At 73.9% G+C, this 17,791-nt stretch carries 14 protein-coding genes; 6 read left to right on the forward strand and 8 right to left on the reverse strand.

Features of this window, described 5'->3' with window-relative positions; all coding sequences use genetic code 11:
• Positions 1-22: 22 nt before the first annotated feature.
• Complete coding sequence (locus ACGF0D_RS38300) at positions 23-2,635, reverse strand: ABC transporter permease (RefSeq protein WP_392924486.1); 2,613 nt, start codon at positions 2,633-2,635, stop codon at positions 23-25.
• Positions 2,632-3,459, reverse strand: a complete 828-nt coding sequence (locus tag ACGF0D_RS38305) for an ABC transporter ATP-binding protein (protein ID WP_392924489.1) — start codon at positions 3,457-3,459, stop codon at positions 2,632-2,634. The genes ACGF0D_RS38300 and ACGF0D_RS38305 overlap by 4 nt, the downstream gene beginning before the upstream one ends.
• Before the next feature lie 341 nt (positions 3,460-3,800).
• Here ACGF0D_RS38305 and ACGF0D_RS38310 point away from each other — a divergent pair, with 341 nt between their 5' ends.
• Positions 3,801-3,983 carry a hypothetical protein gene (locus ACGF0D_RS38310; protein WP_392875901.1) on the forward strand — a complete coding sequence of 61 codons (183 nt, stop codon included), beginning with the start codon at positions 3,801-3,803 and terminating at the stop codon, positions 3,981-3,983.
• A gap of 44 nt (positions 3,984-4,027) precedes the next feature.
• Here ACGF0D_RS38310 and ACGF0D_RS38315 read toward each other — a convergent pair whose 3' ends face one another.
• Positions 4,028-6,118, reverse strand: a complete 2,091-nt coding sequence (locus tag ACGF0D_RS38315) for a HelD family protein (RefSeq protein WP_392924492.1) — start codon at positions 6,116-6,118, stop codon at positions 4,028-4,030.
• A 301-nt stretch (positions 6,119-6,419) separates the two neighbouring features.
• Positions 6,420-7,337, reverse strand: a complete 918-nt coding sequence (locus ACGF0D_RS38320; RefSeq protein WP_392924495.1) for a LysR family transcriptional regulator ArgP — start codon at positions 7,335-7,337, stop codon at positions 6,420-6,422.
• A gap of 69 nt (positions 7,338-7,406) precedes the next feature.
• Between ACGF0D_RS38320 and ACGF0D_RS38325 the strand changes: the two genes are divergently transcribed.
• Both ACGF0D_RS38325 and ACGF0D_RS38330 read left to right on the forward strand, forming a co-directional pair.
• Positions 7,407-8,030 carry a LysE/ArgO family amino acid transporter gene (locus ACGF0D_RS38325; protein WP_392924497.1) on the forward strand — a complete coding sequence of 208 codons (624 nt, stop codon included), beginning with the start codon at positions 7,407-7,409 and terminating at the stop codon, positions 8,028-8,030.
• A 478-nt stretch (positions 8,031-8,508) separates the two neighbouring features.
• The gene (locus ACGF0D_RS38330; protein ID WP_392924500.1) at positions 8,509-9,054 is read left to right on the forward strand and encodes an EF-hand domain-containing protein; all 546 of its coding nucleotides are present in this window, start codon (positions 8,509-8,511) and stop codon (positions 9,052-9,054) included.
• Positions 9,055-9,123: 69 nt separating this feature from the next.
• Here ACGF0D_RS38330 and ACGF0D_RS38335 read toward each other — a convergent pair whose 3' ends face one another.
• The gene (locus tag ACGF0D_RS38335) at positions 9,124-9,900 is read right to left on the reverse strand and encodes a hypothetical protein (protein ID WP_392924502.1); all 777 of its coding nucleotides are present in this window, start codon (positions 9,898-9,900) and stop codon (positions 9,124-9,126) included.
• A 627-nt stretch (positions 9,901-10,527) separates the two neighbouring features.
• On the opposite strand from ACGF0D_RS38335, the gene ACGF0D_RS38340 reads away from it, so the two are divergent.
• A complete protein-coding gene (locus ACGF0D_RS38340) occupies positions 10,528-11,691 on the forward strand; it encodes an MFS transporter (protein WP_392924505.1) in 1,164 nt (387 codons plus the stop codon).
• A 107-nt stretch (positions 11,692-11,798) separates the two neighbouring features.
• Here ACGF0D_RS38340 and ACGF0D_RS38345 read toward each other — a convergent pair whose 3' ends face one another.
• The gene (locus ACGF0D_RS38345; RefSeq protein ID WP_392924507.1) at positions 11,799-12,224 is read right to left on the reverse strand and encodes a winged helix-turn-helix transcriptional regulator; all 426 of its coding nucleotides are present in this window, start codon (positions 12,222-12,224) and stop codon (positions 11,799-11,801) included.
• Positions 12,225-12,383: 159 nt separating this feature from the next.
• Between ACGF0D_RS38345 and ACGF0D_RS38350 the strand changes: the two genes are divergently transcribed.
• The gene (locus tag ACGF0D_RS38350; RefSeq protein WP_392924514.1) at positions 12,384-13,808 is read left to right on the forward strand and encodes an MFS transporter; all 1,425 of its coding nucleotides are present in this window, start codon (positions 12,384-12,386) and stop codon (positions 13,806-13,808) included.
• A gap of 185 nt (positions 13,809-13,993) precedes the next feature.
• On the opposite strand, the gene ACGF0D_RS38355 is transcribed toward ACGF0D_RS38350, so the two are convergent.
• Both ACGF0D_RS38355 and ACGF0D_RS38360 read right to left on the reverse strand, forming a co-directional pair.
• Positions 13,994-15,031, reverse strand: a complete 1,038-nt coding sequence (locus ACGF0D_RS38355) for a hypothetical protein (protein ID WP_392924509.1) — start codon at positions 15,029-15,031, stop codon at positions 13,994-13,996.
• Positions 15,021-15,542 carry a SigE family RNA polymerase sigma factor gene (locus tag ACGF0D_RS38360; protein WP_392924510.1) on the reverse strand — a complete coding sequence of 174 codons (522 nt, stop codon included), beginning with the start codon at positions 15,540-15,542 and terminating at the stop codon, positions 15,021-15,023. Before ACGF0D_RS38360 ends, ACGF0D_RS38355 begins: the two co-directional genes overlap by 11 nt.
• Positions 15,543-15,938: 396 nt before the next feature.
• Between ACGF0D_RS38360 and ACGF0D_RS38365 the strand changes: the two genes are divergently transcribed.
• Positions 15,939-17,465, forward strand: coding sequence for a sialidase family protein (locus ACGF0D_RS38365; protein WP_392924512.1), 1,527 nt, complete (start codon positions 15,939-15,941; stop codon positions 17,463-17,465).
• The last annotated feature ends 326 nt before the right edge of the window (positions 17,466-17,791 follow it).

Consider the following 17,791-nt stretch of genomic DNA (forward strand, 5'->3'; position numbering starts at 1 on the left):
GGCCGCCCGACCCGGACGTGGTTCAGCCGTCCGTCGCGAGCGGGCGGGTGCGCAGCAGGGCCCGGGTCGGCAGGGCTGTCGCGGCGAGGCAGAGTGCGACGGCCGCGGCGGCCAGGGTCAGGGCGGTGCCCGGCGGGACGTACGGTGCGGTGCCGGCGAGGCCGCGGGCGATCGGGACGAGGGTGATCCAGGCGATGGCGCCGCCCAGCAGCAGGCCGGCCGCGGCCACGAGCAGGGCCTCCCAGCGCATCATGCCGCGGACCTGGCGGCGGGTGGCGCCGGTGAGGCGTAGCAGGGCCACTTCGCGGCGGCGGTCGAGGACGGTCATCACCAGGGTGTTGGCGGCGGTGATCGCCGCGAAGCCGCCGAGGACGCCCGCCATGACGGAGTTCGCCCAGTCGCCGGCCGCGCGCCTGCGGTCGGTCTGGGCGAGGTATCCGGCGCGGTCGGCCACGGTGAGTGCGCCGGGAGTGGCGGTTGCGGTGCCGGAGGTGTCGGCGGCGAGGTTCGCCAGGCGGGTGGCGATGTCGGCGTGGTCGGTGCCGGGGGTGTCCGCGACCAGGACCTGGCTGTCGTAGGCGACGGCGGCGTGGGTGGCGACGGCCGCCCGGGGCAGGACCAACTGGCCGAAGCCGAGCCCGCGTTCGTACGTGGCGACGACCGTCAGCTGGGCCTGGGTGCCGTCGCCGAGCCAGAAGGAGGCGCGGTCGCCGGCCTTGAGGCCGAGTTTGTCGGCGAGGGCGGCGTCGAGGGCGACGGTGTCGGTGCCCCGGGCGAGGTCGGCGAGCGAACCGGTCCGCACCCCCAGGTCGAGGACCCGGGGCAGCTTCGCCGGGTCGCCGGAGATGCCGAGGACGTTGGCGGAGCGGAGCTTGCCGTCGGAGCGGTAGACGGCGCCGGTGCGCAGCAGTCCGATCGCGGTGTCGACGCCGGGCACCCGGGCGGCCTGTTCGGCGGTGGTGGCGGGCAGGCCGGGGCCGGTGGAGCCGAGCACGTGGTCGGCCGTGATCCCGTCGCGCACCTGCTCGCCGGTGGCGTGTTGGACGCTGCTCTGGATGAACAGCATGGTGCCGCAGAAGGCGGTCACCATCGCGATGGGGGTGAGGGCGGAGGCCAGTCGGCGGGCGTTGGCGCGGGCGTTGTCGGCGGCCAGTGATCCGCCGGCGCCGCCCGCGCCGGCCCGCAGCGGCAGGCCGAGTACTCCGGCGGCGATCCGGGCCACCCACGGGCCGAGCAGGGCGATGGCCAGCAGGAAGCACATGACCACGCCGAGCGCGGTGTTGGCGGCGTTCTCGCCGCTCAGGTTGGCGGCGACCGCGGTCAGCACCACGCCGCCGGCGATGGCCACCACACCGAGGAGGGTCCGCACCACGCCCGTTCGTGCCACCGGCACCGACGCCTCGCCGAGCGCCTGGCCGGGCCGCAGGTTGGAGGGCCGTCGGGCGGCGAGGTAGCCGGCGGCCAGTGCGGCGAGCAGGCAGGTGGCGACGGCGACGAGCGCGGGGAGCGGGCCGAGGTCCAGTTCGACGCCCGGGGGGACGGCGCCGCGCGAGGCGAGGCCGTCGAGCCACCAGCGGGCCAGTGCCACGCCCGGGACGAGGCCGAGCACGCCGGCGAGCGGGGCCACCAGCACCGCCTCCGTGGCGACGGAGCGGCGGATCTGGCGGGGTGTCGCGCCGACGGCGCGCAGCAGGGCGAACTCGCGGGCTCGTTGGCCGATGGCCAGCGCGATGGTGGACACCACGACGAAGACGGCCGTCATGGTCGCGGTGCCGCCGAAGGAACCGCCGATCGCGATGAGCAGTGTCCGGCCGGCCCCGAGCGCCGGCTGTTCGACGGATCCGCGGGCGTCGCCGGTGACCACCCTGATCCCGGTGGGGGAGGCGGCGGGCTGGGATGCTCCGGCGGCCTTCCGGTCGGCGGTGTCGCGCAGCGCGTCGCGCAGTTGCCGGGCGAGGTCCCCGGCACTGACGCCTTCGTGTGGCTGGACGGCGACGGCGTCGACGCGGCCGGGGTGGCCGGAGAGCCGGTCGGCCGTGTCGTCGGCGAACCACACGGTGGGGCCGGCGCTCTGCGGTGCGGCCAGGCCGGAGATCCGGTAGGTGCCGCTGCCGCCCGGCGCGACCAGGCTCAGGCTCGCGCCCGAGGTGAGGTGGGCGGCGCGCGCGGTGGCGGCGTCGAGGACGACCTCGCCGTCGCCGGGTGCGACGCCCTCCACGAGGGTGTCCGCGCCGCCGGCGATGCCGAGCGCCGCGTACCCGCGCCCCGTCAGGCCCGGCGTCGCCGGACCCGGCTGGATCGGGAAGGCGGAGTCCGCGCGGGCCGCCGCCACGCCCGGCTGCGCGGCGATGCGCCGGGCCAGGGCGGCATCCACGCGGGCCCGGTCGGAGACGGGCCGGTCGACGGTCTTCTCCTTCTTGTCGGAGACCTTGCGGACGATCTCGACGTCCGGATCGGCCGCGACGACGACCGGCGCGTTCGCGTAGCGGACCGGGGGCACGGTGGCGGTGATGCCGGTCTGCAGCATGGTGCCGCAGGCCATGATGACCGCCGCGGCGAAGAGCAGGGCGATGAACGTGCCCGCGAAGGAGGCGGGCCGAAAGCGCACCGAGGCGCGCGCGAGGCCGTTGCTCACGCCGCCGTCTCCACCCGGCCGGTGGTGAGCGTGACCATCCGGTCGGCGACGGACTGCGGATCCGGGTGGGGCAACTCGCCCGCGAGGGCGCCGTCGGCCAGGAAGACCACGCAGTCGGCGAACGAGGCCGCCACCGGATCGTGCGTCACCATGACCACCGTCGCACCCATCGTGTCCACCGCGTGCCGCAGCAGTCCCAGTACCTCGTGCGCGGTGCGGGTGTCCAGGGCACCCGTCGGCTCGTCCGCGAACACCACGTCGGGGCGGGTGATCAGCGCACGCGCGATCGCCACCCGCTGCTGCTGACCGCCGGACAACTGGCCCGGCCGGCGTGAAGCGTGCCCACCCAGACCGACCTGGTCGAGCAACTCCCGCGCCCTGCCACGGTCCTGACGCTCACCGGCCAGGCGCAGCGGCAGCAGTACGTTCTGCAGCACGGTCAGCGAGGGCAGCAGGTTGAACGCCTGGAACACGAACCCGACCCGGCTGCGCCGCAGTTCGGTCAGCCGGTTCTCGCTCAGGCCGGTGATCTCCTCGCCGCCGAGGAACACCTCGCCCGACGTCGGTTCGTCCAGGCCGGCGGCGCACTGCAGGAGGGTGCTCTTGCCGGAGCCGGACGGGCCCATCACGGCGGTGAAGGTGCCGTGCGCCAGCGCCAGGTCGATGCCGCGCAGCGCGTGCACCGTCTCACCGCCGCGCCCGTAGCTGCGTCGTACCGCCCGTAACTCGATCGCGGCTCGGGCCTGGCCGGAAGGATCGAAAGGCCCGGTCGGCCCGTTCTGCCCGGTCGGCCGGTACTCGGAGCGGTCGTGGCGGCGTGCCATGGTGGTGCCTTCCCTCGCGGATCGCCGGCGGATCGTCGCTGGTCGTCGACGTGACCCAGGTTAGGAACGGCGGGTACCGCCGGCCATGGAGGCTACTGGCGGACGAGGGGTGGGGTTAACCCCACCCGGGTGCATCCGGAACACATCCCTAGGCTGTTCCTCCGAAGCGTCCAGCCCGCCGAGAGGTAGCCATGAAGTCTCCGCGCTGCGGCAAGTGCAGGAAACCGGCCACCGAGGGGCCGTTGGGCGGGTACGTGTGCGGCTCGTGCTGGCACGTCGTCCCCCCGCCGGCCAACGCCACCTCCCGAGAGGTCACCACTCGGGAGGTCGGCGTGTCGGGCATGAACTGCGCTCAGTGCGGAGCGGAGATCACCTACGGCCCGCGCGGGGGCTACGTCTGCGGCAACTGCAACCACGTGGTGGAGCCCCCCGACGCGGCCCAGGCCCGCAAGGACGCGGCGAAGGACAGGGCCGACCGGCAGCGACGCGCGGCAGAGGACCGTGCGATGCGGCAACGACGGTGACGACGGATTCCGTCGCATCGGTTCAGCCGGGCGCGGGGCGCCCGCTACGCCCCTGACCCCCGGACGACGACCGTGCACAGCCGCTTGGTGGCGCGGGTCAGGGCGACGTACAGGTCCCGTTCGCCCGCGGGACGGGCCGCGACGATCCCCTCCGGGTCCACCACGACGGCCTCGTCGAACTCCAGGCCGCGCGCCTCCGACGCCGGGACCAGCCGGGCGTACTCCTCGACCCCGGCGGCCGCCAGTTCCGCCACCCGGCCGTCCGCGCAGACGACGCCGAGCAGCTCGCCGGGGTGCGCGGCGGCCTGCGCCCGCAGCTCGCGGACGAGTTCGCCGACGAGCCGCTCCGGGGCCACCGCGACGGACCGCGGCTCGTCGCCGTGCCGGATCGACCGGACCGGCGGCTGCGCCGGGGCGATCCGGTGGAGCAACTCCCCGGTGGTGGCGAGGATCTCCTGTGTGGTCCGGTAGCTGACGGTCAGCGTCCGCAGGTCGAAGCGCCGGCCGAGGTGCGGGGCGAGTGCCTCGTCCCAGTCCCGCGCGGTCGCCGCCGGGCCCGCCTGCGCGAAGTCACCGACCAGCGTCATCGACCGCCCCGGGCACCGGCGCACGATCATCCGCCACTGCATGGCCGTCAGCTCCTGCGCCTCGTCGACGACGACATGCCCGAAGGCCTGCTCGGGCGGCCCGTCGACCAGGCTCGCCGCCTCGTCGAGGAGCGGCACGTCGGCCTCGGTCCACGGCGCGCCGGGGGAGCGCAGCAGCGACGCCCGCTCGTCGTCGGTGAGGTGCGGCAGGTACTCGGCGAGTGCGTCGGCGTTCGCCAGCAGGGCGTCGACGACCCCGCCGGGCACCAGCCGCGGCCAGAGCTCCTCGACGGCCCGGTCCACGTACGCGTCGTCCAGGAGTGCGGACCGGACGGCGTCGGCGTCGAACTCGTCGGCCCCGGTGGAGGGTTCGCCGTCGATGCCGAGGTTGCGCAGGTCCCGGGCCGCCATCTTGTCGAAGTCGACGCCGGTGAGCTGGGCGACCTCGGCGTCGATGCGCTCCAGGTCCTCGGCCATGCCGCGGGCCAGCGCGCCGGTCAGGGCGTCCACCAGCAGCTCCAGGAACAGCCGGCGTGCCCGGTTGTGGGCGAGTCCGCTCGCCCGCGCCGCCTCGCGCGCCCCGGCGACCTCCCCCTCCGCCAGGCGGACCCACTCCTGCCCGACCCGGACGGTGAAGTCCCCGCCGGGCGCCTGCCGCGCACGGACCGACCCGGCCAGCGCGTCGGCCAGTTCGGCACCGCCCTTCAGGCGCGCCGCCCCGAACCCGCCCACGGCACCCGGCCGGACACCGGCCAGCTCCTCGCACGTCGCCAGGACGACGTCGTTCTCCCCGAGCGAGGGCAGCACCTGGGAGACGTAGTCCAGGAAGCGCGCGTTCGGCCCCAGGACCAGCACGCCGCGCTCGGCCGCCTTCGGGAACGCGTACAGCACGTACGCGGCGCGGTGCAGCGCCACCACCGTCTTCCCGGTGCCCGGCCCGCCCTGCACCACCGTCACCCCGCGGTGTGACGACCGGACGATCGCGTCCTGCTCCACCTGGAGCGTGGCGACCGCCGTCCCCATCCGACCCGTGCGCCGCTCCCGCAGCGCCGCCGCCAACGGGCCGTCACCGACGACGTCCCCGCGGGCCGGCTCCGAGCCGTCCAGCAGTTCGTCACTCACCCCGACCACCGTGCGGCCGGCCAGGCTCAGATGACGGCGCCGACGCAGCCCCATCGGGTGCACCGGCGTCGCCTCGTAGAAGGCCCGTGCCGCCTCCGCCCGCCAGTCCACCAGCAGCGGCAGCTCGTCCTCGTCCCGTTGCAGGCCCAGCCGACCGATCCGCAGCACCGTCCCGTCCGCGAGGTCGATCCGGCCGAAGACCAGCCCTCCCTCGGCGCCCTCCAGCCGGCGCACCTCGCCCGCCAGCCGCCCGGCCGCCACCTCCCGCTCGTACACCTCGCCCGCGCTGCCGGCCGCCGACGCGAGCACCCGGCCCAGCTGCGCCCGCGCCCCGACGAGCCGCTCGTCGAACAGCTCGCCGATGACGGACACCTGCACCCGCTCCAGCTCCACCTGCTGTGCGGCGTTGCCGTGGATCTGCGACAAGGAAGAGCCCCCTCTCGATTCGACCCACCACTATGCAGAGCGATTCCGGGAAAGTAAATGTTGATTTTCCGGCACGGATGTGGCCTTCGATTTCCGGCGGCACGGATTTCCGGGGAATTCCGGAAACGGCCGCGCACCCGCCGGACCGCCGTGGATCCGTTGCGCGGCAATGCGCTTCCGGTGTCACTCCCTTTTGTGCCGCTCCTCGTCGCAGCCCGGTGGCCGTCCGCCTCGCGGCCCTCTGCGCGCGGGTGGCCGTCACCGGCAGCGGCCCGGCCGCGCGCCGTGCATCCAGGGCCGGCTATGGCCGGCGGCGGGTGGGTTCGGCCAGCAGGGCCTCGGCGGCGGCCGTCGCGACGACCTCGGCGACCGTGGACAGGGCGGGCGAATCCAGCTTCCACTGCTGCCAGTACAGGGCGACGTCCATGGGCCGGGCGGGCGCCAGTTCCACCAGTCGGCCGGACCGCAGCAGCGGCTCGGCCTGCGGTTCGGGCACGAGGCCCCAGCCGAAACCGGCGGCCACCGCGTCCCGGAACCCGTCCGAGGCGGGCACCAGGTGGCGGATCCGCCCGGCGCCCGACCGCCCCCCGGTGAGGGACCGGACGAACTCGTCCTGGAGCTCGTCGCGCCGGTCGAAGACCACGGTGGGGGCGTGACACAGGTCCTCGGCCAGGTCCCCGGTGAGCTGTCGGGCCGCGAACTCCGGTGTGGCCACGGCCAGGTAGCGGGCCAGCCCGAGCCGCCGCGCGGTGCAGCCGGCCACCGGGTCGGGCGAGGAGGTGACGGCCGCCATCACCTGGCCCTCGCGCAGCAGGGCGGTGGTGTGGGCCTCGTCCTCCCGGTGCAGCTCGAAGCAGATCGGCGGGTCCTGTGGCACCCGGGTGAGCGCGGGCAGGAACCAGGTCGCGAGGGAGTCGGCGTTGACCGCGATCGGGACCCGGGCCGGGCCCTGCTCGGCGGCCAGGCCCAGTTCGGCGCGGGCGTCGCGTTCCAGGCGGGCCAGCTGGCGGGCGAAACGGACCACCACCTCGCCGGACTCGGTGAGCCGTACCGGCTTGGTGCGCAGCAGCAGGACCCGCCCGGTGCGCTGTTCCAGGGCCTTGACGCGCTGGCTGACGGCCGAGGGGGTCACGTGCAGGGCGGCGGCCGCGGCGTCGAAGGTGCCCTCGTCGACCACCGCGAGCAGGGTCCGGACCTGGTCCAGGGGAAGCTCGTCCATAAGTACGGCTAAGGTTACTTTAGAATCTTTAGCTGTACTCATCGATACGCGGTCCATACGGTCGAAGCCATGAACAGCAGCACCATCGCGGCCGTGATCGCCGGATTCGGAACCGGACTCTCCCTCATCGTGGCCATCGGGGCCCAGAACGCCTTCGTCCTGCGCCAGGGCGCCCGCAGGCACGCCGTCCTCGCGGTGGTCGCCATCTGCGCCCTCTCGGACGCGGCGCTGATCGCGCTCGGCGTGACCGGGGTGGGCACGGTGGTCACGGCCTGGCCGCCGGCGCTGACCGCCGTGGGCCTGGTCGGCGGGGCGTTCCTGCTCTGCTACGGCTTCCTGGCGGCCCGAAGGGTGCTGCGCCCGGATCCGGCGGCCGTGCTCACCGGGGGCGGACCGGAGACGGGTTCCGTCCGGCGAGCGGTCCTGACCTGCCTGGCGATGACCTGGCTGAACCCGCACGTGTACCTCGACACCGTGCTCCTGCTGGGCTCGCTCGCCTCCGGCCGCGGCGACCTGCGCTGGGCCTTCGGCGCGGGCGCGGCACTGGCCAGCCTGTGCTGGTTCGCCGCCCTGGGCTTCGGCGCCCGGCTGCTGACCGGTGTCCTGTCCCGGCCGAAGGCCTGGCGGGTGCTGGACGGGCTGGTCGCGGCGACCATGCTGGCGATGGGCGGGATGCTCGTCGCCGGGGCGTAGGGCGGCCGGAGGCGCCCTGACCGCCGGGCCGAGGCGTTCGGCGGCAGGGCCCGGTGGATCGGCTTCGGCAACGGCGGCGTCATCACCGGTGGCGCCATCACCGACGGCGACCCCGACGGGCCTCCGGGTCCACCGGCCCGGCCGTGGCGGGGATGCGTCGAGGGACGACGGGTCGGTCACGGCCGGTGCGGGACGATCAAGGGAGACCACCCATGGAGGAGATCTCGGCCGGCTGCGACAGGTACGACGAGGAGGAGTGAGCCCGGGCGGTTCAGCCGAGTCGTCCGCGTCGACCGGCACCGGCGCCGTGCTGCCCTGTCCTCGCGCGCGCAGATCATGCGTTCATGGCGCATTCTTCCATCGAAGGCGTGATTTTCCCGGAAAGCAATTGTCGCGCCGTTCATTTTCGATCTAACGTGCGCCGAAAGTCCTGACGGGGCGGCGCGCCCTGTCGCCGGGCAGGGGAGAGGACGAGGAAATGCCGGTCAAGGTGAAGAAGCAGAAGTTCGGCATGCTCTTCGACTGGTTCGACCAGGGTGGCGACGGAATGCTCACACACGATGATTTCCAGGCGATGGGAGAGCTCTTCGGCGGGCTGGCCGCGGAGGACGACCAGGAGAACGCCTCGGCGATGCGGAAGGCGTTCGAGGAGTGGTGGCGAGTGCTGCTCGCACACGGGGACGCCAACGGGGACGGGAGGATCGACCGCAAGGAGTTCCTCGACGTCATGGAGGCCAACGTCACGGCCCCGGAGCACTTCGAGAAGGCGGTGCTGGCGATCGCGGACGCTCTGATGCGCGCGCTGGACACCAACCATGACGGGGTGCTGAGCAAGGACGAGTACGTGCGCATGTACAGCGCCCTGGGAATCCCGCCCGAGCATTCGGGGGATGCGTTCCGGCGGCTCGACCGGGACGGCAGCGGGGTGATCAGCCACGAGGAATTCAGGACGGCCATCACCGAGTTCTATCTGAGCACCGACGAGAACGCGCCGGGGAACTGGCTGATCGGCCCCATCGAGTAGCGGTCCTGAACTCCGATCCGACCGGGGTCCGGCGGGTTGCGGGTTGCGGGCTCCGGGCCCGCCGCCCCGTCAGCAGTGGCAGCACACGTCCAGGACGACGGCCTCCGGGGCCAGGGCATCCAGGTAGGCGTTGGCGTCCGGCAGGTAGCCGGCGTCGTCGTGGTCGGTCCACGAGCCGTCGAGCCGCAGCAGCGCGTGGCCGGGCACCGCGGTGGCGCGGGCCCGTGCGATGTTCCGGGCCCGGTCCTCGGTGAACCGGAACGGCCAGTCGCACGGCTCGTCGCCGCCCGCGGCCCATGCGTCGTGCCGGGCCGCGGCGAGGCGTTCGTGTGCGGCACGCAGCGCTTCGAAGTCGAGCAGTCCGCGCGGTCCGCCGTCGCACCGGTCGGGAAGGCCGCCGAGCAGGTCGCGGTCCTGGGGCACCTCGGCGTGGAGGTGCTTGACCAGCCGCGGGTCCGCGATGGCGTCGGGCCGGTGCAGCAGGCGCGGGCCCTCGATGCGCAGGGACAGGCCGTCCCACTCGCCGCGGGGGTTACGGGTGGTGAGGAAGTACCCGCGCCCGGTCTCGTCGACGTGAAGGTAGCCGTCGTCACCGGGGGTTCGCCCGGTCCGGGAGTTCATCACGTCGGCGACCTCGGCCCAGCCGAGGCGGTCCCGGTCCGGCAGGGTGCCGCGCTCCTTGTTCGCCCGCACCCAGTACGCGCTGTTCGGGTCCGCCGGCTCGTAGTCCCGGTACGGGGTCACTTCGAGTTCGCTGTGGTACGGCGCGAGGGCGGCGATCAGGGCCTTGCGGTACCGCTCGGGCGGCATCGGTGGCAGGACGACGAGCATGTCGTACTTCGACATCGGCTTTTCTCTTCTCCCTCCGCTTCCGCTTTCGCTTCCGTTCGCTGACCCACCCCATCCTGTCGGATGACGGTGCACCGCTGTATCCGGGGCCCGGCCCTGTCGAGCGTTGTCGACGCCTGGGGTGTGAGTGTCGGGAGAGTTGGGCAGGGACGCGTCAGGACCCGGGCGGCTGTGCGGACGCCCGGTGCGTCGGAGCGGGGCCGGTGGCGGCCTGCCGTCAGTGTGCGAGGAGCCCGTCGATCAGGGCGAGTGCGTCCTCGGCCGATCCCGCCGGGCCGATCACCGCGTGGCGGACTCCGCCAACGCGGCCGCTTGGTACGGGCGTTGGGTGCCGCAGCCGTGGGCCCGGACGTCGCGGGCGGTGGATTCGGCCACTCGGTCACGGTCGGTGTCGGACTCAGGGGTGCGTGTCGGCCGTGCCGGGGATCTCCCCCCACCCGGTGGGTGGGCCGGTTGGCGACAGAAGGGGTGGGACCGAGGGTGGATGTGACGACGCGGACGGCGCTCACGACGGACCGCTCGGCGCAACGGGAAGCGGAAGGGAGCGCGCGACGGGAGGCGCGACGGGATGCGCGACTCCGCACGTCGGCAGGGGTGTTCCGGCGCTACTGGACCGGATCGCTGGTGAGCCGGCTCGGGGACCAGGTGACCGCCGTCGCCCTGCCGCTGATCGCCGTGCTCACCCTGCACGCGACGGCCTGGCAGGTCGGCCTGGTCACCGGCGCCGGGTACCTGGCCTGGCTGCTGGTCGGGCTGCCGGCCGGCGTCCTGGTCCACCGGCTCCCGCTGCGCGGCACCCAGGTGGTGATGGACCTGGTGCGCGCGCTGGCCGTGGCCACGGTGCCGGTGACGGCCGCGCTGGGGGTGCTCGGGCTGCCGCACCTGGTCGCGGTGGCCCTGCTGGTCGGGCTGGCGAGCGTGGTCTTCGACGTCGGCAACTCCACCTTCCTGCCCTCGATCGTCGCCAAGGAGGAGTTGACCGCCCGCAACAGCCTGCTCTCCGGCAGCAGCGCCGCGACCGAGCTGGCCGGCCCCTCGCTCGGCGGGGTCCTGGTCCAACTCGTCGGCGGTGCGGCCGCGATGGTGCTGGACGCGGTCAGCTACCTGGTCTCGGCCGCCCTGCTGCGCAGCCTGCCGCGCGCGGAGCGGCCCGTCGGGCGGCCGGCCGGCACGGGGATGCGGGAACAGATCGGCGAGGGCTGGCACTTCGTCACCCGGCACCCGGTGATCGGGCCGTGCGCCGCGGACGCCGCCGTCGTCAACTTCGTCGCGGGCGGGCTGATGACGCTCACCCCGGTGTTCCTGATCGACACCCTCGACGCGCCGGCCGCCGCCGTCGGCGCCCTGATGGCCACCGGCGGCCTGGGCAGCCTGGCCGGCGCCGCCCTCACACCCCGGGTGGTGTCCAGGATCGGCGGCGGCGGCGCCCTGCGGTGGGCGGCGCTGCTGGCCGCGCTCTTCACCTTCCTTCTCCCGGCGGCGAGTTCGGGCTGGGCGGCGCTGGTCTTCGCCGTCGGCAACGCGGGCTTCTCGGCGGGCGTCGTGGTCACCAGCATCGTCGCCCGCACCCACCGGCAGGCCCACACCCCGACGGAGCTGCTGCCCAGGGTGATGGCCACCGTCCGGTTCGTCTCCTGGGGCGCCACCCCGGTCGGCGCGCTGCTGGCCGGCGCGGCCTCCACCGCCTGGGGACCGCGCACGGCCCTGGTGGTGCTGGCCGTGTGCGGCCTGGCGGGCCCGGCGATCCTGCTGGTCGGCCCGATCCGCCGCGTGCGCGACCTCGCCTGATCATGGTGCGTACGGCGTACGGCGGTTCCGCTTTTGTCGGGTGGGGCCGACCCGCCGCGCCCGGTCGAGGGCGAGGGCCCGGCCGGCACCACCGAGGACGCCGGGAGTCAGGACGCGTCGGACCGGATGTCGTAGCGGGAACGGGCCCTGGCGATCTCGTTCTGGTGCTGTTCCGTCCACACCACCAGGGACTGGATCGTCGAGTGCAGGGTGCGCCCGAGCGGGGTGAGTTCGTAGTCCACCCGGGGCGGGACCACCGGATGCACGGTGCGGCTGACCAGGCCGTCCCGCTCCAGCTGGCGGAGCGTCACGGTGAGCATCCGCTGGCTGATGCCGTCGATCTCACGGCGCAGTTCGGTGAAGCGCAGGGAGCGCCGGTCCAGCAGGGCGATGACCAGCAGCGACCACTTGTCGGCGATCCGGTCGAGGATCTGGCGGACTTCGCAGTCCTCACGCGTGTCCCATTGCAGGACCGCGTAGTCGCCGTCGGTATCCGTGCAGTGCGTCGGTAACTTCGAAGTGCCTTCTTCCACGGTTCCTCATGCTGCCGCAGGATGGCGACTGCTTACAAGAGGGAACTGGCAGGCCGTGCGGGAACCGACCCCGGCCGTCCGGTCCCGGGCTCCGTGACGCCTCGCAAGGAGAGCTCCGTGTCAACCCGAACCGCATCGCCGGAAGGCGACTCAGGCCGGATCACCGGCCGATCCCTGGGCGTACTGATCGTCCTGTGCGGCGCCATCTTCCTGGAGGGCATCGACGTCGCGATGCTCAACGTGGCGCTGCCCTCCATCCGCGCCGACCTGGGCATGTCCACCGGGGCGCTCAGCTGGGTGCTGAGCGCCTACGTCCTCGGCTACGCCGGCTTCATGCTGCTGGGCGGCCGCACCGCCGACCTTCTGGGCCGCCGGCGGATGTTCCTGTTCTGGCTGACCACCTTCGTGCTCTTCTCCGGTCTCGGCGGATTCGCCACCGAGGGCTGGATCCTGATCCTCGCGCGCTTCGTGACCGGTCTGTCGGCGGCCTTCATGACGCCGGCCGGCCTGGCCGTCATCACGACCTCCTTCGCGGAGGGCCCGCAGCGCAACCGGGCCCTGCTGCTCTACGCGGGCACTGCCGCGGCGGGCTTCTCGCTCGGCCTGGTGGTCGGCGGTCTGCTCACCGGGATCAGCTGGCGCTGGGTGTTCTTCGCCCCGGTGATACTGGCAGGATCGATCCTGCTCGGGGCCCTGGTGCTGATCCCCCGGGAGGCGCCGCCGCAGCGCGACCCGAGCGAGCGGTTCGACGTCCTGGGCGCGATCACGGCGACCGGCGCGATGCTGCTGCTCGTCTACGCCGTGGTCCGCTTCGGCGAGTCCGACGCCGAGCTCGGGGTCACCCTGGCGATCCTGGGCGGCGGTCTGCTCCTACTGGTGCTGTTCGTCGTCGCCGAGCGGCGCTCGGCCACGCCGCTGGTGCGGTTGGGCATCCTGCGCTCCGGCCCGCTGGTGCGCGCCAACCTCGGTGCGATGCTCTTCGCCGGCTCGTTCTTCGGCTTCCAGTTCGTGGTCACCCTGTTCCTCCAGGACCTGCGCGGCTGGAGCCCGCTGCAGACCGGTCTCGCCCTGCTGGCGGTCGGATGCGACGCGATCCTCGCCCCGACCCTGACCCCGAAGCTGGTCGACCGGTTCGGCAACGTCAAGGTCATCCTCGGCGGCTTCCTGCTGGCCGCGGTGTCCTACGCGCTGTTCCTGCCGGTGGGCCTCGACTGGAGCTACGCGGCGATGTTCCCGACCATGATCCTCACCGGCATGGCCTTCTCGCTCGCCTACGGCCCGCTCACCATCGCGGCCACCGACGGGATCGAGGAGGCCGAGCAGGGCCTGGCCGGCGGCCTGGTCAACACCTCGTTCCAGTTCGGTGCGGCGCTCGGCCTCTCCGTCGTCACCACCGTCAACCTGGCCGCCACCAAGGCCGACGGCACCGTCCGGGACAAGCTGGACGGCTTCCACGCGGCGCTCGCCGTGCCGGTGGGCGCGGTGCTCCTCGGGGCGGTCGTCACCGCCTTCGGCCTCGGCCGGAAGCGTGCCGTCGCCGCTCCGGTGGCCGGTGCGCGCGAGGACGAGGTGCTCGTCTCCTGAGGCCTCTCCGGGACGCCTGACGGGGACGCCTGGCCGGGCACCGGTGCAGCACCGGCAGGCCCCGCACATGGGGGTGCGGGGCCTGCCGTCAGCGGGTGGTCCGGCGGTCCGGTGGTCCGCCGGCCAGGTGCTGTGGTTCCTGGCGTCAAGTCCCTTGACGGCAAGGGGTGTTACGGCGCCAGTCGTCAGCGGACCTCGGCCACCAGGGGACCGTACTTCGCCTTGATGTCCGCCGCCGCGGACTGCCACTGCGGGGTGTCGACGATCACGCCGCTACCGTCGATGGCGAGTGTCAGGGCCTCGATCTCCACGCCCTTGGCCCGCCACTCCTCGGTGTCCGCGCGGATCCGGTTCAGGAACGTCATGAGCTGGCCACGGGAGCCGGCGGCGTCGGCGAACGCCACCTTCACCGTGGGCGCCGCCATGCGGGTCACGGCGGCGTCCAGGCCGCCGCCGGGGACGCGCATCACGTACAGCGTGTTCGTGTTCCGGTCGCGGCAGGTGCCGAAGTACTGGTCCGGGTAGTCGGTCATCGCCAGTCCCTCGATGGCCTGACCGGCCCGGTTCAAGGTGAGCTCCGCCGGATCCTCCGACATCGACGCTGACGCTGACGCTGACGCTGACGACGGCGACGGCGACAGCGAGCCCGAGGCGGTGGGCCAGGTCGACGACGAGCCGGGCGTGGACGGGGCGTCGGAGGTCGGGGCCGCGGTCGTCGGGCCGCCGGTTGTCGGGGCCCCGGTCGTCGGGCCGCCGGTCGTCGGATCGCCCGTCGACGTCATCCCCGACGAGGGCCGGTCCGTCGCCGGAAGGCCGGACGACGGCGTCCCGTCCGAGGGGAGGCCCGACGGCGGACTCGGCGGCAGCCGGGAGTCGTGCTGGTGCCAGCCCGGCGTCCGCATCGACGAGGGCCCGTTCGTGCAGTTCAGCATCACGGTCACGCGTCCCGGCATCGTCGCGCTCGGCGACGGGCTCGTCGTGCCCAGGCCCACGCCGGCCGCCCCCGTGCGGCCGGCCCCGAGGCCGCCGACGAGCTGCGTCAACGCCCCCGCTCCGACGGCCAGCACCGCCACTGCCGTCACCCCCCGCACGACCGCCTGCCGTCGGGCCCGGCGCCGGCCGGCCTCGTGCAGTTCGGCCAGCGGCGGGCTGCCGCCGATGCCCGCGGCATGCGCTCCGAGCCGGGTGACCAGCTCCTCCTCGAACCTGTCCTCAGCGCTCACGACTCACCAACTCCCTCACCGGTTCCATCTCCTGTCGAAGCGCCTTGATTCCGCGCGCGAGGTGGGTCTTCGCCGTGGGCACCGAACACCCCAGCTCCTCCGCCACCTGCGCCACCGGCAGGTCCAAGTAGTAGCGCAGCACCACGGCCGCCCGCTGCCGTCGCGGCAGCCCGGCCAGTGCCGCCGCCAGCTCGTCGTCCCGCTCGGCCTCCTGAACCGCCGGCCCGTCCGGCAGCGCGGAGGTGAGCACCTCGCGTCTGGTCCGCCGCCATCGCGACACGTGGGTGCGGACCATCGTCCTGCGGACGTACCCCTCGGTCGCCGCCACGTCCCGGATCGCCGAACGTTTCGGGTACACCTGGGCCAGGGCGTCGTGCAGCAGGTCGCGGGCGTCGTGGACGTCCCCCGTGATCAAGTAGGCCCCCCGGAGCAGGGCCTGGTACCGCGCTGCGACGAACTCGTCGAACGGGTCGGGCCCGGAGCCCCCCGGGCGGATCGATTCGCGCTTCATGTCCCCAGGACGTCCGGGCCGCCGAAAACGGATGACAAGCCATCGGTATTCGCCCCGGAGATCCGGGCGATGGGTGTCCGGCCTGATTTTCTGTGAGTTCGGTCACATGTCTTGTGTGATGTCATGGCCGGGCTCACACTACCGATTTGCGGACATACGTGCGCTTCCGCACGAAGGTCCTCCACTTCTCGTCGGCCGGGCGCTTTCCGGCTGCCGCATGGCCTCCTCCGGCCGGGTCCGGAGGACGGCCGCCATCACCGTCGGACATCCCCGGACGCTCGGTCCGACGCTGCCGCGCTCTGCTGACCGTACGCACCAGCCGGGGTGGGCGCCGTGCCCCCGGACCGCGCCCGCCCCCGTCGTCCGTACTCCCACCCCCACGCAAAGGAGCTTCGGATGAAGCACCCGCGCACCCCCACCCCCTGGCGGCGGCCGTTCGCCGCCGTCGCGGCCGCCGCCCTCGCCCTGGCCGGCGCCGTCTGGAGCACCGCGCCGGCGGCCGCGAGCGCCGCCACCCCCACCTCGGCTGCCCCAGCCCGAGTCGCCGCCGTCGGGCCGAGCCTGGTCCGGGTGAGCGCCGATCCGCTCACCGACACCGGCAGCCAGCACGCCACCGAGGTGGAGCCCGACACCTTCGCCCAGGGCGGCACGATCGTCTCCTCCTTCCAGGTCGGGCGGTTCGTCGACGGCGGCGCGGCCGGCCTCGGCTGGAGCACCTCGATGGACGGCGGCGTCAGCTGGCGGCAGGGCATCCTGCCCGGCATCACCGTCCAGCAGGGCGGCCGCTGGGCCCGCGCCTCCGACCCGTCGGTCGCCTACGACGCCAGGCACGGCACCTGGATGGTCGCCGGTCTGGTCATCGACTCGGGGCGCAACCCCGTGGGCGTGACCGTCAGCCGCTCCGCCGACGGCCGGAGCTGGCGGGACCCGGTGCCGGCGGTCGGCTTCGACGGCCAGGCCTACGACAAGGAGTGGATCGTCTGCGACAACACTCCGACCAGCCGCCACTTCGGCACCTGCTACATCGAGGTCGACATCCCGTCCTCCGACGACCTGATGGTCATGTCCGTCTCGCGGGACGGCGGCACCACCTGGTCCGCCCCGGCCTCCCCGTCCGGCGTCAACCTGGGCCTCGGCGGCCAGCCGCTGGTGCGGCCGGACGGCACGGTCGTGGTCCCCTTCTCGACCGACACCACCTCGATCCGCTCCTTCACCTCCACCGACGGCGGCAGGTCCTGGGGCGCCACGGTCCTGGTCGCGGACGTCTCCGCGCACGAGGTCGCGGGCGGCCTGCGCGACGGCGAGGGCCTGCCCTCGGCGGAGATCGACGCCGACGGCAGGGTCTACGTCGCCTGGCAGGACTGCCGCTTCCGCGCCGGCTGTTCGGCCAACGACATCGTCTACGCGACCTCGCCCGACGGCACCACCTGGTCCGCCGTGACCAGGGTGCCGATCGACCCCACCACCAGCGGCGCCGACCACTTCCTGCCCGGCCTCGGCGTCGACCGCGCCACCGCCGGCCCCACCGCCAAGCTCGGGCTGTACTACTACTTCTACCCGGAGGCCGACTGCACCGACGTCACCTGCCGGCTGGAGGTCGGCTTCGTCTCCTCCGCCAACGGCGGCGCCACCTGGAGCACACCGCTGACCGTCGCCGGCCCGATGCCGCTGTCCCGGATCGCCGCCACCACCGGGGGCAGCATGGTCGGCGACTACCTCTCCACCTCCGTCCTCGACGGCAGGGCGGTGGCGGTCTTCGCGGTCGGCAGGGCCCCGGCCGACGGCCGGGCCTTCGACGAGGCGATGTACGCCGTCCCGGGCGGCCTGCCCGTCCGCGCCGGCACCACCCCCTCGAGTACCGGCCCGGTCCTCGTCACCTCGCCCGACCACGAGCGGCCCCTCCCGCCGCTGACCCGCCACTGACCGCTCCGGTCCGTCCTTCCACCCGGGCCCGTCCTCCCGCCCCACCGGGAGGACGGGCCTTTCCCCGCACGGCAGTTGTCGACGCCTTCCGGCGCTCCGAGTCGGGCAGCCCCGGGTAGGGAACGGAGGTGCCGGTGCGCTCGTCGACGGCCAGTGGGCGGCCCCGGCCGCCGGGGGATCGGGTGACGGTGTGGGCGGTACGGGTAGGGAGTAGCGGGGGGGGCCCCCGCCCCCCCCGCCCCCCCCCGCGGGGGGGGCCCGGGGGGGGGGGGGGGGTGCCCCCCCCCCCCGCCCCCCCCGGGGGTGGTGTGGCCCGCCCCGAAAAA

This window comes from Kitasatospora sp. NPDC048298 (genome assembly GCF_043201465.1).
In the GTDB taxonomy this organism is placed as follows: domain Bacteria; phylum Actinomycetota; class Actinomycetes; order Streptomycetales; family Streptomycetaceae; genus Kitasatospora.

Bases quoted from the DNA above. Each gene is read 5' to 3' on its own strand.
- ACGF0D_RS38305 (WP_392924489.1), bottom strand. From the start codon at position 3,459: ATGGCACGCCGCCACGACCGCTCCGAGTACCGGCCGACCGGGCAGAAC.
- ACGF0D_RS38310 (WP_392875901.1), top strand. From the start codon at position 3,801: ATGAACTGCGCTCAGTGCGGAGCGGAGATCACCTACGGCCCGCGCGGG.
- ACGF0D_RS38365 (WP_392924512.1), top strand. From the start codon at position 15,939: ATGAAGCACCCGCGCACCCCCACCCCCTGGCGGCGGCCGTTCGCCGCC.
- ACGF0D_RS38325 (WP_392924497.1), top strand. From the start codon at position 7,407: ATGAACAGCAGCACCATCGCGGCCGTGATCGCCGGATTCGGAACCGGA.
- ACGF0D_RS38320 (WP_392924495.1), bottom strand. From the start codon at position 7,337: ATGGACGAGCTTCCCCTGGACCAGGTCCGGACCCTGCTCGCGGTGGTC.
- ACGF0D_RS38335 (WP_392924502.1), bottom strand. From the start codon at position 9,900: ATGTCGAAGTACGACATGCTCGTCGTCCTGCCACCGATGCCGCCCGAG.
- ACGF0D_RS38360 (WP_392924510.1), bottom strand. From the start codon at position 15,542: ATGAAGCGCGAATCGATCCGCCCGGGGGGCTCCGGGCCCGACCCGTTC.
- ACGF0D_RS38330 (WP_392924500.1), top strand. From the start codon at position 8,509: ATGCCGGTCAAGGTGAAGAAGCAGAAGTTCGGCATGCTCTTCGACTGG.